Genomic DNA, 14,335 nt, shown 5'->3' on the forward strand with positions numbered 1-14,335 from the left:
GTCGGGCGGCGGCGCGGCGGGCGTGCGGCGCGGGCGCGGCGCGGCCTCGGCCGGTGCCGCCGCGAGGATCAGCGCCCTCGCAGCCTCGGGCGGCGTCTCCGGCAGGGGCATCAGGCCGGGGCCGGCACCGCGGCTCTCGGTCTCGACCTCGCCGATCCGCACCGCCAGCGGCCGACGGGCGAGGGCGGGGCCCAGGGCCATGAACCGCCCGCGCTCCAGGTCGCGGAACATCTCCGCCTGGCGCTTCTCCATCCCCAGCAGGTCGGCGGCGCGGGCCATGTCAATGTCGAGGAAGGTGCGGCCCATCAGGAAATTGGACGCCTCGGCCGCCACGTTCTTGGCCAGCTTCGCCAGACGCTGGGTGGCGATGATGCCGGCCAGGCCGCGCTTGCGGCCGCGGCACATCAGGTCCGTCATGGCGCCGAGGGCGGCGCGGCGGGCCTCCTCGGCCACCTCGACGCCGCCCGCGGGGGCGAAGAGCTGCGCCTCGTCCACCACCACCAGCAGCGGGGTCCAGTAGGCGCGCTCGGCGGCGAAGAGCCCGTCGAGGAAGGCGGCGGCGCGGCGCATCTGCGCCTCGACATCCACGCCCTCGAGGTTCAGCACCACCGAGACGCGGTGCTGCCGCACCCGCTCCCCGGCCTGGGCCAGGCTGGCCTCGGTATGGCTGGCGGCATCCACGACCAGGTGGCCGAAGCGGTCGGCCAGGGAGACGAAGTCGCCCTCCGGATCGATCACCGCCTGCTGCACGAAGGGGGCGCTGCGCTCCAGCAGGCGGCGCAGCAGGTGGGACTTGCCGCAGCCGGAATTGCCCTGCACCAGCAGGCGGGTGGCCAGCAGCTCCTCCAGGTCCAGCAGCGCCGGCTGGCCGTTGTCCCGCCGCCCCAATTCGATGCTGACCGCCATCCCGCCCCTGTCCCTGCCGCGGCCCTGTCTACAGCGGATCGCGGAGGGCCGCTAACCGGCCGGCGTGGCGTGGGGCGCCGCGATGCCGGCCGGCAACGGGCGCCCCCCCGCCGTGGCCAGCCCCATGGGGCGGGGCCGGATTGCCGCGCCGCGTGCCATCGACGACCCAAAGCCGTGCCGCTCTTCACCGGGCCGTAAGATGCGACTGCCTAGGTATGGCGCCATGCAAGCCACCTGCGAGACCCCCATGACCGGTCCGGCGATCGCCGCGGAATTCGCGTCCCTGCGGGAGTTCATCGATCGCCGCATCGCCGAGCTGAGCGCCGAGCTGCATGCCACGGTGCAGATCGTGGACTACAGCGAGGCGAATCTGTCTGGCCAGCTGAGCAAGATCCATGAGCAGATCGCCGTCATGGTGTCGCTGCCGGCCGCCAGCACCCGCAACAGCGGCGTGGAGCTGGAGGCGGTGGTGCAGGCGACCGAGGCCGCGGCCAACACCATCCTTGAGGCCGCCGAGGCGATCCAGACCTGGATCGACAGCGGCGCGCGCGACCCGGAGGCGGTGCAGGCCCTGTCGGAACGGGTGAACCTGATCTTCGAGGCCTGCAGCTTCCAGGACGTCACGGGCCAGCGGATCCGCCGGGCCATCCAGCACCTGCAGCAGGTCGAGACCATGCTGGAAGGCATGCTGCCCGGCGGGGCGCCGGCCGAGGCCGTTGCGCAGGTCGAGGTGAAGACGCTGATCAGCACGGTGGCCGAGCCTGCCAAGGCCGGCCCGGACCTGGCGCAGGACGAGATCGACCGGCTGCTGAACGGCTAGCGCGGCTTCCGTTCGCCATCGCTCATGGCAACCGCTCTAGTCCTTTGAATTTGCGAGCATCTTCATCCCCTCAGGTGACTCCACCTCATGGGGATCTGCGTTAGGGGAACGCGCGTTGCGACGCGGCCGCGGCGCCGGTCCGGACGGCAGCCGATGAACGACGCCGCCGCGCCTTGCGCCGGCCGCAACGCCCCGAGCACATCACCGGATGGATCCTGTACCCCGCGGCCCGACCGCGCCTTTAGGGTCGGCCTTGGCGTTCCCGATCGGGACGACCCGGCTCGGGCCAGGCCGGCATCGCCGGGCCGGCCAGGGCCGCCGGCACCGCTCAGGCGGCGGCTTCGGCCGGCGCGGCTTCCCGCAGCAGGGCACGGACCCGGGCCGCAGCGGCGGTGCCCTTCAGCGCATCCCGCCAGGCCGCCTCCGCGACCCGCTGGTGCAGGCCGACCGCTTCCTCGGCCGCGGTGATGGTGGCGACCCCGCCGCCGACCGCCGGACCGGAATCCGGCGGGAAGGGGGAGGTCACGACATGCGCCCGGTCGCGGCCGCGCAGCACCATGAAATTGCCGACCGGGTCGGCGCCTTCCTTCAGCCCGATCTGCAGGCCGATCGGCACCGCCTCCATCAGGCTGGCGATGTTCTCCACCTCGGTCGCCGCCGCGGCGCGGCAGCGGGCGCGGGCCCGGTCGGAGGTGGCGAGGCCGGGCGCCACGCCATCCTGCAACAGCCGCCGCAGGGCGCCTTCCGAGAGGATGGCGATGATGCTCGGCCGCCGCTGCTGGTAGAGCCGGCGGCGGATGGTGACGATGGACAGCGCCTGCTCGGCCTGGGTGCGGCTCTGCACCAGGTCGCCCGGCACCTCGCCCGCCTCGGTCCAGGCCTCGCCCAGCGCCGCCTCATAGGCGTCGGAGGCGACCTGGAAGCAGACGGCGCCGCCGAACAGCAGCACCTGCTCCGCCTCCTCCTCCAGTTGCCGCAGCCTTTCGAGGAAGGCCAGCGGGCGGGAGAAATAGTCGATCCCGATGCCGAGGAGGGAGAGGGGTGAGATTTTCAGCAGCTCGGCCAGTCGCCGGATCGTGTCCAGCTTGATGACCTCGCCTTTCTCGTACCGGTACAGCGCGGCGCGCGAGACGCCGAGTCGCGCCGCGATCTCCTCCGCCCGCAGGCCGGATTCGAGGCGGTAGGCCCGTAGCTGCTGCCCGATATCTGCAAAACGCATCATGAACTCCGGCGTACGAGCCACGCGGCGCCCACGGCCGGCCGCGGCAGCCGTTTCGGTGTTCACCACCGAACCGAAGGCTGCGCGAAATTCGACCGGAAGGCAAGTAATTGGCACCATCTCCATTGTCAGGCGAGATCGTCTCGCCCGCTGCTCGCCCCGCGTGCTAGCTGGCGGGGTCGGGCGCAACCGCGTGCGCGGCCATGGTTTCCAGCGCCTTCACCAGCCCGGAATGATCCAGCCCGCCATTCCCGGCCGCCACCGAGGCGGAGAAGAGCTGCTGGGTGGAGGCCGTGTTGGGCAGCGCGACTCCGAGCTCCTTGGCCGATTGCAGCGCCAGGTTGAGGTCCTTCTGGTGCAGCACGATCCGGAAGCCGGGGTTGAAGGTGCGCTTCACCATCCGCTCCCCGTGCAGTTCGAGGATGCGGGAGGTGGCGAGGCCGCCCATCAGCGCCTGCCGCACCTTGGCCGGGTCGGCGCCCGCCTTGCTGGCGAAGACCAGCGCCTCGCCCACCGCCTCGATCGTCAGGGCGACGATGATCTGGTTGGCCACCTTGGTGGTCTGCCCGGCGCCGTTCGGGCCGACCAGGGTGATGTTCTTGCCCATCGCCTCGAACAGGGGCTTCGCCTTGGCGAAGGCCGCCTCCTCGCCGCCCACCATGATGGTCAGCGTCGCCTGCTTGGCGCCGACCTCGCCGCCCGAGACCGGCGCATCCAGGTAGTCGCAGCCCAGTTCATTGACCTTCTGCGCGAAGCCCTTGGTCGCGGTCGGGCTGATCGAGGACATGTCGATCACGAGCTTGCCCTTGGACAGCCCCTCGGCGACGCCGGCCGGGCCGAACAGCGCGGCCTCGACATCGGGGGTGTCCGGAACCATCAGGATCACGACCTCGGCCGCCGCGGCGACCGCCTTCGCATCCGCCACCACCGTGAAGGCGGCGCGCTGCTCGGCGCCCAGGCTCTTGCGCTCGGGCACGATGATCTCGTGCCCGGCATCCTTCAGGTGGCCGGCCATGGGCTTGCCCATGATGCCGAGCCCGATGAAACCGATCTTCATGGCTGCGGTCCTCGCATTGGTCGGGGCGTGTGGGGTTGAGCGGCTCAGCGGTAGGGGGCGAACCAGCCGAGGCCGGCGAGGGTTTCGCCCGCCGGGCGGTATTCGCAGCCGATCCAGCCGCGGAAGCCGAGCGCGTCGATCCGCCCGAAGACGAAGGGCCAGTTGACCTCGCCGGTGCCGGGCTCGTTGCGGCCCGGGTTATCCGCCACCTGCATATGGGCGATGATCGGCAGGTGCTTCTCCACCCGCTTGACGATGTCGCCCTCGGTGATCTGGCAGTGATAGAGGTCGAACTGCAGGCCGACCCTGTCGGGCCCCACCGCCTCGATGATCGCCGCGGCCTGGTCGGTGGTGTTGAGGAAGAAGCCCGGGATGTCGCGGTGGTTGATCGGCTCGATCACCGGCTTCACGCCGGCCTTGCCGCATTCCTCGGCCGCCCAGGCCAGGTTGGCGGCATAGGTCGCGGTCAGCGTGTCCTTGGGCACGCCCGCAGGGGCGAGGCCGGCCATCAGGTGCAGCCGCGGGCAGGACAGGGCGGCGGCATAGTCCAGTGCCTTGCGCACGCCCTCCCGGAACTCCTGCTGCCGGCCGGGCAGGGCGGCCTGCCCGCGCTCGCCCGCCGCCCAGTCGCCGGGCGGGGCGTTGAACAGCACCTGCTGCAGCCCGTTGTCCCGCAGCCTCTGGGCGATCTCTGCCGCCGGATGCTCATAGGGGAAGAGGAACTCCACCGCCTGGAAGCCCGCCGCCCGCGCGGCCCCGAAGCGGTCCAGGAAGGGAAGCTCGGTGAACATCATGGACAGGTTCGCGGCGAAGCGCGGCATGGCAGGACGACTCCCCCGGTGACAGGCGGCGGACCCTAACGGCGACGATCCCGGCTGGCTACTGCCGGCGGGGGACGACCGCCACGGATGCGTCATGGTCCGGCCGGTGCTACAGGGCGGGGCGGCCCGGGGGCAGGCCGGGGCGGAGGGGTTCCATGCAGTCCGACAGTGCCATGACGGTCCGCATCCTCGGGCTGCTCGCCGCGCTCGCCCTCGGCGTCGGCTGCCTGCTGGTGCTGCGGCCCTTCCTGTCCGCGCTGCTCTGGGCGGCCATCCTGGTCTATTCGACCTGGCCCGCCTTCCGCATGCTGCGCGAGAGGCTGCGCCTGTCCCCCGGCATGGCCGCCCTGGCCATGGTGCTGGCTGAATTCCTGCTGATCGGCCTGCCGCTGGTCTTCGCCACGCCGACCAAGCGGGAGGATGTCGAGGGCCTACGCGCCGCGGTGGAGGGGTTCCTGACCCAGGGCCTGCCCGGCCTCGGCGACTGGCTGGGGCGGCTGCCGCTGATCGGGCACATCCTGGCCGAGCACCTCTCCGGCATCGATCTCGGCCTGTCCGGGATCGCCGACCTGATCGCGCCCTATGCCGGCACCCTGGCGCAGGCGGCGCTCGGCGTGCTGCTGGCGGTGCTGTCCGGCCTGGCCGAGGTGCTGCTGGCGATCTTCCTGGCCTTCTTCCTCTACCGCGACGGGCCGGCCATCGCCCAGCGGGCGGAGGCGGCGCTGTCCCGCCTGGCCGGCGAGCGCACCCGCCACATCGTCGAGGTGGTGGGCGGCGTCACCCGCGGCGTCGTCTATGGCCTGCTCGGAACCGCCATCGCCCAGGGGCTGATGACCTGGTTCGGCCTGTGGCTGGCCGGGGTGCCGCGGCCGACCCTGCTGGGGGTGATCGCCGGCTGCATCTCCATCCTGCCGGTGGGGGCGCCGCTGGTCTGGATCCCCGCCACCATCTGGCTCTTCGCCCAGGGGCAGACCGGCTGGGCGATCTTCCTCGGCCTCTATGGCGCCTTCGGCATCAGCAGCGCGGACAATGTCATCCGCCCCTGGCTGATCGCCCGCGGCGCCGACCTGCCGCTGCTGCTGACCCTGCTGGGGGCGCTGGGCGGGGTCTTCGCCTTCGGCTTCCTCGGCCTGTTCTTGGGCCCGGTGCTGCTGGCCGTCGGGTTCACATTGCTCAAGGACTGGGCCGACGGGGCAAGGGCGCCGGCGAAACCCGGGGGCTGACACCTTTTCGGCCCCGGCCCCCGCGGCCTATAGGGCTGCCACCGGACCCGGGTATACCCGGGCCGGGACGGGAGACAGGGCGATGCGGATGAGGGCAGGGGCTGGGCTGCGGGCCGCCATGGCGGCGGCCGTGCTGGCGATGGCGGGCCTGGCGATGCCGGGCACGGCGACGGCGAAGACCGTCCGCTGGTCGGCGAGCGGCGACCCGAACACGCTGGACCCGCACAGCCAGAATGTCGGCACCGTCACGATGGTCCTGCAGCAGATCTACGATCCGCTGATCAAGCGGAACCCCGACCTGTCCATCGCCCCCGGCCTGGCCACCGAATGGCGGCAGGAGGAGCCGACGCGCTGGCGCTTCCTGCTGCGGCCCGGCGTCCGCTTCCACGAGGGCGAGGCGATGACCGCCGAGGACGTCGCCTTCTCCATCCAGCGGGCGCTGCAGCCGACCAGCAATTTCGGCATCTTCGTCGACACCATCGACCGCGCGGTGGTGGTGGACGAGCGCACGGTGGACATCGTGCTGAAGCGGCCGGACCCCATCCTGCCGAACAAGCTGGCCAGCATCTTCATCATGTCGAAGGCCTGGTCGGAGAGGCACAACGCCACCCGGCCGCAGAACACCCGCGCGCGGGAGGAGATGCACACCGTCCGCAACGCCAACGGCACCGGCGCCTTCCGGCTGGCGGCGCGGGAGCCGGATGTGCGGACCACGATGACCCGCAACGAGGCCTGGTGGGGCTGGGGCATCGAGGGCAACAGCGGCAACGTCACCGAAATCGTCTTCCGCCCGATCGCCAGCGACGCGACGCGCATCGCCGCGCTGCTGTCGGGGGAGGTGGATTTCGTGCTCGACCCGCCGCTGCAGGACCTCAACCGCCTGCGCCAGGCGCCGGGGGTGAAAGTGCTGGAGGGGCCGGAGGTCCGCACCCTGTTCCTGGCCTTCGACGTCAACCGCGACGAGTTGCTGTACAGCGACGTGAAGGGCAAGAACCCCTTCAAGGACCTGCGCGTGCGCCAGGCGCTGTACCAGGCCATCGACATCCAGGCGATCCACCGCACCACCATGCGCGGCCAGAGCGTCGTCACCGGCACGCTCTTCCCCGAACAGGTGAACGGCTATGTGAAGGCCGAGGATGTGCGGCTGCCCTTCGACGCGAACCGCGCCCGCGCCCTGCTGGCCGAGGCCGGCTATCCGCAGGGCTTCGCGGTGACGCTCGACTGCTCCAACAACCGCTACATCAACGACGAGCAGATCTGCCAGAACATCGCCGCCATGTGGTCGCGCGTCGGCGTGCGGACCTCGGTCAAGGCGCAGCCGTTGGCGCCCTTCTTCGCGCAGATCCAGCGCGACGACACCTCCGTCTACATGCTCGGCTGGGGCGTGCCGACGCTGGACGCGCTGTATTCCTTCCAGTCGCTGGTGGCGACCCGGAACGGGGACCAGGGCGACGGCATCTGGAATTACGGGCGCTATTCCAACCCGCGGATGGATGCGCTGATCCAGCGCATGAAGGCCGAGACCGGGGAGGCGCGGCAGGCGGCGATCACCGAGGCGCTGCGCCTCTACCGGGAGGACGTGCCGCATATCCCGCTGCACCACCAGATGATCCCCTGGGCCATGCGGTCCAACATCCAGATCCCGCACCTCGCCAACAACCAGCCCTATTTCCGCTGGGCCGTGGTGCAGTGAGTCCCGCCAAGCCCCTGGCACGTAGGGTTGGTGTGGCGGCTACGTGCCAGGGGCCGAACTGAGTGCTCGCTTTCGTCATCTCCCGCATCCTGCAGGCGATCCCGGTCATGCTGGCCGTGGCGCTGATCAGCTTCGCCATGTTCGCCTATGTCGGCGATCCCGTGTCGATCATGCTCGGCCAGGACTTTACCGAGGCGCAGCGCCAGGCGCTGATCCGCGACCTCGGCCTGGACCAGCCCTTCTTCGTGCAATTCGCCACCTTCATCGGCAATGCGGTGCAGGGCGAATTCGGCCTGTCCTACCGGCTGTCGCGCCCGGTCGCCGAGCTGATCGCGGAGCGGGCGCCGGCGACGCTGGAGCTGGCCTTCTGCGCCGCCGCCGTCGCGCTGCTCGTCGGCGTGCCGATGGGCGTCTATACCGGCCTGTATCGCAATTCCTGGCTCAGCCGCGCCTTCCTGACCTTCTCGCTGGTCGGCGTGTCGCTGCCCACCTTCCTGATCGGCATCCTGCTGATCCTCATCTTCTCCGTCTGGCTGGGCTGGCTGCCGAGCTTCGGCCGCGGCGACACCGTCCAGCTCGGCTGGTGGAGCACCGGCTTCCTCACCGTCTCGGGTCTGAAGGCGCTGATCCTGCCCTCCGTCACCCTCGGCCTGTTCCAGCTCACGCTCATCATGCGGCTGGTGCGGGCGGAGATGCTGGAGGTGCTGCGGACCGACTACATCAAATTCGCCCGCGCCCGCGGCCTGGCCAACCGCGCCGTGCATTTCGGCCATGCCCTGAAGAACACGCTGGTGCCGGTGATCACCATCGCCGGCCTGCAGCTTGGCGGTATCATCGCCTTCGCCATCGTGACGGAGACGGTGTTCCAGTGGCCGGGCATGGGCCTGCTCTTCATCCAGAGCGTGGGCGCCGCCGACATCCCGGTGATGGCGGCCTACCTGCTGCTCATCGCTCTCGTCTTCGTCGTCATCAACCTGGTGGTGGACCTGCTGTACTATTTCGTGGATCCGCGGCTGCGCGCCGGCTTCGGCGCGGCGCGGGGAGGGCACTGAGATGGCCGCGGGAGCCCTGGGCCGCGTCCTCGACAGCGACCTGTTCTGGTCCTTCCGGCGCTCGCCGGTCGCCGTCGTCTCGGCCGTGGTGGCGCTGGTCTGCGTTTTGGGCGCCGTGCTGGCGCCGCTACTGGCGCCGCATAACCCCTTCGACCTGGCCAGCCTGAACCTGGGCGATGCCTTCAAGCCGCCGGCCTGGACGCCGGAGGGCGACGCGCTCTACCCGCTCGGCACCGACGACCAGGGGCGGGACGTGCTGTCGGCCATCATGTATGGCGCGCGCATCTCGCTGCTGGTCGGCATCTCCTCCGTGGTCTTCTCGACCGTGGTCGGCGTCGGGATCGGGCTGCTGGCCGGCTATGTCGGCGGCAGCCTGGACAGCCTGCTGATGCGCATCGCCGACATCCAGCTCACCTTCCCCTCCATCCTGATCGCCCTGCTGGTGGACGGCGTGGTGCGCGCCGTGCTGCCGCGGGAGGTGCATGACCAGATCGCGCTCTTCGTCGTCATCTTCGCCATCGGCATCAGCGCCTGGCCGCAATTCGCCCGCACCGTCCGCGGCTCGACCCTGGTGGAGCGCAACAAGGAATACGTGCTGGCGGCGCGGGTCATCGGCATCTCCCAGGGGCGGATCATGCTGACCCACGTGCTGCCCAACGTGGTGGGGCCGGTGCTGGTGATCGCCACGCTCGGCCTCGGCGGCGCGATCCTGACCGAGGCGACGCTATCCTTCCTCGGCGTCGGCGTGCCGCCGACCCAGCCCTCGCTCGGCACCCTCATCCGCATCGGCAACGACTTCCTGTTCAGCGGCGAGTGGTGGATCACGATCTTCCCCGGCGTGGCGCTGATCGCCATGGTGCTGTCCGTGAACCTGCTGGGCGACTGGCTGCGCGACGCGCTGAACCCGAGGCTGCGCTGATGGCCGCGATCCTTGAGGTCCGCGACCTGCGGGTCGAATTCCCGACCCGCCGCGGCACGCTGACCGCGCTGGACGGCGTGTCCTTCGACATCGCGCCGGGCGAGGTGCTGGGCGTCGTCGGCGAATCCGGCGCCGGCAAGTCCATGACCGGCGCCGCCATCATCGGCCTGCTGGAACCGCCCGGCCGCATCGCCGGCGGCGAGATCCTGCTGAACGGCAAGCGCATCGACCGCCTGCCCTATGAGCAGATGCGGCGCATCCGCGGCAAGGAGATCGGCGCGATCTTCCAGGACCCGCTGACCACGCTGAACCCGCTCTACACCGTCGGCCGGCAGCTGGTGGAGACGATGCAGACCCACCTGCCGCTGTCGGACCGCGATGCGCGGCAGCGCGCAATCGGCTGGCTGGAGATGGTGGGCATCCCCGCCGCGGCGCAGCGGGTGGACAGCTACCCGCATGAATTCTCCGGCGGCATGCGCCAGCGCGTGGTCATCGCCCTGGCGCTCTGCGCCGAACCGGCGCTGATCGTGGCCGATGAGCCGACGACGGCGCTCGACGTCTCCATCCAGGCGCAGATCATCGCCCTGCTGAAGCGGCTGGCGCGGGAGAAGGGGACGGCGATGATGCTGGTCACCCACGACATGGGCGTGATCGCCGAGACCGCCGACCGCGTCGCCGTCATGTATGCCGGCAGGATCGCCGAGATCGGGCCGGTGCGGTCCGTGGTGAAGTCGCCGAAGCATCCCTATTCGGTCGGCCTCATGTCCTCGATCCCGCCGCTCGACCGGCGGGTGGCGCAGCTTTCGGGCATCGAGGGCGCCATGCCGCGGCTGTCGGCCATCCCGCAGGGCTGCGCCTTCAACCCGCGCTGCCCGCATGTCTTCGCCCGCTGCCGCCAGGACCGGCCGGAGCTGATCGAGACGGGCACCACCCGCGCCGCCTGCTGGCTCTACGACCCGGCATCGGAGAAGCGCGCGCCGGAGGCGGTGCAGCATGGCTGAGACCCCCGTGCTGGTCGCCGAGGACCTGGCGAAGTCCTTCGACGTCTCCCGCCCGCTGCTGCAGCGGCTGCTGGCCGGCGAGGGCCGGCGCACCCTCAAGGCGGTGGACGGCGTGTCCTTCGACATCCCGAAGGGCACCACCCTGTCCCTGGTGGGGGAGAGCGGCTGCGGCAAGTCCACCGTGGCGCGGCTGGTCGTCGGCCTGTATCGCCCGACCCAGGGCCGCGTGCTGTTCGAGGGGATCGAGCTGGAGAAGGCTCGCGCCAACCCGGAAACCCGGCGGCGTATGCAGATGATCTTCCAGGATCCCTATGCCTCGCTGAACCCGCGCTGGCGGGTGCAGGAGATCGTGGCAGAGCCGATCCGCGCCTTCGGCCTGGCGCAAGGCGCGGCGGCGCTGCGCGACCGTGTCGGGCAGTTGCTGACCCAGGTCGGCCTGTCGCCGCTGGATGGCGAGAAATTCCCGCACGAGTTCAGCGGCGGGCAGCGGCAGCGCATCTCCATCGCGCGCGCACTGTCCTCCAACCCCGACTTCCTGGTCTGCGACGAGCCGACCAGCGCGCTCGACGTCTCGGTGCAGGCGCAGATCCTGAACCTGATGAAGGACCTGCAGGCGCGGCTGGGCCTCACCTACCTGTTCATCAGCCACAACCTGGCGGTGGTGCGGCAGGTCAGCGACCGGATCGGCGTGATGTATCTGGGCCGTCTGGTGGAGCTTGCCCCGGCCGAGACGCTCTTCACCGCGCCGCGCCACCCCTATACGCGGGCGCTGATGGAGGCGATCCCCGACCTCGAGATGACGGGGCGGCAGCGCATTCCCGTGGGCGGGGAGGTTCCGAGCCCCATCAACCCGCCGACCGGCTGCCCCTTCCATCCGCGCTGCCCGCTGGCCGATGCCCGCTGCAAGGCGGAGATGCCGAAGCTGCTGCCGCCGCCGGGCCAGCCCGGGACCATCGCCGCCTGCCACGCGGTGGAGGAGGGACGGGATCCCGCGCCGGCGCCGGCCGGTACCGATCAGCGCATCGGCACGACGGCGACCGCGTTGTAGGGGCTGCCCTCCACCAGCTTGGTGGACCAGGCCATGTAGACGACGACGTTCCGCTCCTCGTCCAGGAAGCGGTGGACGCGCGTCTCCTTGAAGAACAGGCTGGTCGCGCTCTCGTAAACCCGCTCGCCGCGCTCGCTGCGGCGGGCGGCGTCGCTGAGGCGCACCGGACCCGTGGCGGTGCAGGACAGGGCGAAGCGCGCCGGGTCCTCGGCCACGCCGACCATGCCCTTCAGGCCGCCGGTCCGCGCCTGGGCGATGTAGCAGGACACGCCCTCGATCTTCGGGTCGTCGAAGCGCTCGATGACGATCTGGTGGCTGCGGGTCAGCCCGAGATTGGTCAGCGCCGTGTTGACGTGGCCGATCTCCTTGGTCTCCTCGGCGAGCGCGGCGGCCGGCAGCAGCAGCGCGGCGGCGAGGATGGCGGGACGCAACATGGCATGGCTCCTTGTCTCGGGCGATGGCGGGATCGCCAGCGGCAGCGCATGGCCGGCCTCGTGGTTCCCGCGGGCCGGTACCGCCCGCCCTGCCGCCGCGTCGCCTCCCGGTCTCGGTTGGGGTGCGAGCATGGCAGCCCCGGCCAGGCGGGCCGCCTCGGCCACTCGCGGTCCTGCCGCGCCGCAGCCGCCCCTCAGGTGGCCCCCGGAGCGGGCGCTGGGGCTGGTCGCGCCGGCGCCGGAGGCCATGGCCCCCCTCATGCCAGCGGCATGATTGCTCCAGCCATGCCGGGCGCCCGGATGGGCGCTACGGCCCAAGCCGCGTCGTCGGGGTCTGCGGAGCAAACCGCCGGGCGATGGAGGGGCCGCCGATCCGTCCCGATCAATGGCCGCAGGACTACTCGCCCAGCGCCACCCCGTCCCGGCGCGGATCGGCGCCGCCCTGCAGCCGCACCCCCTCCGGCCCGCGCAGCACGCGGATGGCGTGCAGGCCGCTGGTCATGGTGCGTATCTCCACCGGGAAGCCACGCGCCTGCAGGGCCGGTGCCAGCGCCGCGGCGGCCGTGCCCGCCTCGAGCTCCAGCGTCGCATTGGCGGCGCCGATGCGGGGCAAGGCCACCGCCGCCTGCGGCTCCATGCCCCAGTCGAGCATCGCGAGCAGCGCCTGCGCGACGTGGCCGATGATGCGCACCCCGCCGGCCGAGCCCAGCACGGCCACCGGCTGCCCATCCGCGCCGAAAACGATGGTCGGCGACATGGAGGAGCGCGGCCGCTTGGCCGGGCCGACGCGGTTCGCCACCGGCCGCCCCTCCAGCTCCGGCAGGAAGGAGAAGTCGGTGAGCTGGTTGTTCAGCAGCATCCCGCGCACTAGCAGCCGGGCGCCGAAGACATCCTCGATGGTGGTGGTCAGCGCCACGGCATTCCCCGCAGCATCGACGATGGACAGGTGGCTGGTCCCGTTCTCCGGCTGCGGCGGCTGCGAGGCGAGGGGGGCGCCGCCGGCCCAGGGCGGGTTGCCGGCGCGTGGCGCGGTGGCCGCGCGGTCGCGCTCGATCAGCTGCGCGCGCAGGGTCAGGTAGGTGGGATCCAGCAGCCCGCGCACCGGCACCGGCACATGGTCCGAGTCCGCCAGGTAGCGGTTGCGGTCGGCGAAGGCGAGCCGCCCGGCCTCCCCCAGCAGATGCGCCGCGTCCAGCGCCCGCACCTCGCTCGGGCCGCCGCGCGGGTCCAGCGCCGCCATGTCCTGATGCGCCAGCAGCGCCATGATCTGCAGCACCGCGACGCCGCCCGAGGTCGGCGGCGGCATGCCGCACAGCGTCCAGACGCGGTAGGGCAGGCAGAGCGGGTCGCGCTGCCGCGGCTCGTAGCCCGCCAGGTCGTCGGTGGTCATCAGGCCCGGATTGGGGCTGCCGCGCACCGCGGCGGCGATCTCGGCGGCGATCGGACCGCGATGCAGCGCATCGGCGCCCTGCTCCGCCACCGCGCGCAAGGTCGCGGCCAGCGCCGGGTTGCGCAGCGCCGCCCCCTCCGCCAACGGGCGGTCCTGCGGCAGGAACAGCGCCCGCGCCCCCGGGTCGCGCCGCAGCCGCTCGGCATCCGCGGCGATCTGCTGCGCCAGCCGGGCGCCGACCGGGAAGCCCTGCTCCGCCACCGCGATCGCCGGCGCGAAGAGCTGCGCCCAGGGCAGCCGTCCCTGCGCCCGGTGTGCCGCTTCCAGCATGCGGATGGCGCCGGGGACGCCGACGGCGCGGCCGCCCACGGCGGCCTCATGGAAGGGCAGGGGCTGGCCGTCGCGCAGGAACAGCGTGGGCGGCGCGGCGGCCGGCGCCATCTCCCGCCCGTCCCAGGCCGACAGCTTCCGGCTGCCGGCATCCCAGTGCAGCAGCAGCGCGCCGCCGCCCAGGCCGCTCGCCTGCGGCTCCACCACCGCCAGCATCGCCTGCACCGCGACGGCGGCATCCATGGCCGTGCCGCCGGCGCGCAGCATCGCCATCCCGGCCTCCGCCGCCTGCGGATGCGCGGCGGCGACCATCTGGCGCTGCGCCGCGGCCGGCAGCGCGACGAGCAGGAGCAGCAAGGCCAAGCGGATCATCATGCGCCCCCATCGCCGCCGGGGATATGCGGCGCAACGGCCGCCGGCCC

13 protein-coding genes are annotated in these 14,335 nt (G+C 71.8%); 7 read left to right on the top strand and 6 right to left on the bottom strand.

What is annotated here, in order from left to right:
* A partial coding sequence (locus E2C05_RS09480; protein WP_133219377.1) for a helicase HerA domain-containing protein occupies window positions 1-906 on the bottom strand: 906 nt, incomplete at its 3' end.
* Window positions 907-1,129: 223 nt separating this feature from the next.
* Here E2C05_RS09480 and E2C05_RS09485 point away from each other — a divergent pair.
* The gene (locus tag E2C05_RS09485) at window positions 1,130-1,726 is read left to right on the top strand and encodes a hypothetical protein (protein WP_205082771.1); all 597 of its coding nucleotides are present in this window, start codon (window positions 1,130-1,132) and stop codon (window positions 1,724-1,726) included.
* A gap of 328 nt (window positions 1,727-2,054) precedes the next feature.
* Here the strand turns inward: E2C05_RS09485 and E2C05_RS09490 are convergent, their stop codons facing one another.
* The 3 genes from E2C05_RS09490 to otnI all read right to left on the bottom strand — a co-directional run bounded on the left by E2C05_RS09490 (window position 2,055) and on the right by otnI (window position 4,823).
* Complete coding sequence (locus tag E2C05_RS09490) at window positions 2,055-2,945, bottom strand: helix-turn-helix domain-containing protein (RefSeq protein WP_133219378.1); 891 nt, start codon at window positions 2,943-2,945, stop codon at window positions 2,055-2,057.
* A gap of 166 nt (window positions 2,946-3,111) precedes the next feature.
* A complete protein-coding gene (locus tag E2C05_RS09495) occupies window positions 3,112-4,002 on the bottom strand; it encodes a 2-hydroxy-3-oxopropionate reductase (RefSeq protein ID WP_133219379.1) in 891 nt (296 codons plus the stop codon).
* 44 nt (window positions 4,003-4,046) lie between these two features.
* Window positions 4,047-4,823, bottom strand: coding sequence for a 2-oxo-tetronate isomerase (gene otnI / locus E2C05_RS09500; RefSeq protein ID WP_133219380.1), 777 nt, complete (start codon window positions 4,821-4,823; stop codon window positions 4,047-4,049).
* A gap of 155 nt (window positions 4,824-4,978) precedes the next feature.
* On the opposite strand from otnI, the gene E2C05_RS09505 reads away from it, so the two are divergent.
* The 6 genes from E2C05_RS09505 to E2C05_RS09530 all read left to right on the top strand — a co-directional run bounded on the left by E2C05_RS09505 (window position 4,979) and on the right by E2C05_RS09530 (window position 11,759).
* Window positions 4,979-6,046 carry an AI-2E family transporter gene (locus tag E2C05_RS09505; protein ID WP_133219381.1) on the top strand — a complete coding sequence of 356 codons (1,068 nt, stop codon included), beginning with the start codon at window positions 4,979-4,981 and terminating at the stop codon, window positions 6,044-6,046.
* Between the two features lie 82 nt (window positions 6,047-6,128).
* Window positions 6,129-7,739 carry an ABC transporter substrate-binding protein gene (locus E2C05_RS09510; RefSeq protein ID WP_240046677.1) on the top strand — a complete coding sequence of 537 codons (1,611 nt, stop codon included), beginning with the start codon at window positions 6,129-6,131 and terminating at the stop codon, window positions 7,737-7,739.
* Between the two features lie 62 nt (window positions 7,740-7,801).
* A complete protein-coding gene (locus E2C05_RS09515) occupies window positions 7,802-8,791 on the top strand; it encodes an ABC transporter permease (RefSeq protein ID WP_133219382.1) in 990 nt (329 codons plus the stop codon).
* A gap of 1 nt (window position 8,792) precedes the next feature.
* On the top strand, window positions 8,793-9,710 hold the full coding sequence (locus tag E2C05_RS09520) for an ABC transporter permease (RefSeq protein WP_133219383.1): 918 nt from the start codon (window positions 8,793-8,795) through the stop codon (window positions 9,708-9,710).
* A complete protein-coding gene (locus E2C05_RS09525; RefSeq protein ID WP_133219384.1) occupies window positions 9,710-10,711 on the top strand; it encodes an ABC transporter ATP-binding protein in 1,002 nt (333 codons plus the stop codon). The genes E2C05_RS09520 and E2C05_RS09525 overlap by 1 nt, the downstream gene beginning before the upstream one ends.
* Window positions 10,704-11,759, top strand: coding sequence for an ABC transporter ATP-binding protein (locus E2C05_RS09530; RefSeq protein ID WP_133219385.1), 1,056 nt, complete (start codon window positions 10,704-10,706; stop codon window positions 11,757-11,759). Before E2C05_RS09525 ends, E2C05_RS09530 begins: the two co-directional genes overlap by 8 nt.
* Here E2C05_RS09530 and E2C05_RS09535 read toward each other — a convergent pair.
* Window positions 11,726-12,193: a CreA family protein gene (locus E2C05_RS09535; RefSeq protein WP_133219386.1), complete on the bottom strand. Its 468-nt coding sequence runs from the start codon at window positions 12,191-12,193 to the stop codon at window positions 11,726-11,728. The two genes, E2C05_RS09530 and E2C05_RS09535, sit on opposite strands and share 34 nt — an antisense overlap.
* Before the next feature lie 397 nt (window positions 12,194-12,590).
* Window positions 12,591-14,285: a gamma-glutamyltransferase gene (gene ggt, locus E2C05_RS09540; protein WP_133219387.1), complete on the bottom strand. Its 1,695-nt coding sequence runs from the start codon at window positions 14,283-14,285 to the stop codon at window positions 12,591-12,593.
* Window positions 14,286-14,335: the final 50 nt, after the last annotated feature.

The organism is Paracraurococcus ruber (assembly GCF_004353985.1).
Classification (GTDB): domain Bacteria; phylum Pseudomonadota; class Alphaproteobacteria; order Acetobacterales; family Acetobacteraceae; genus Paracraurococcus; species Paracraurococcus ruber.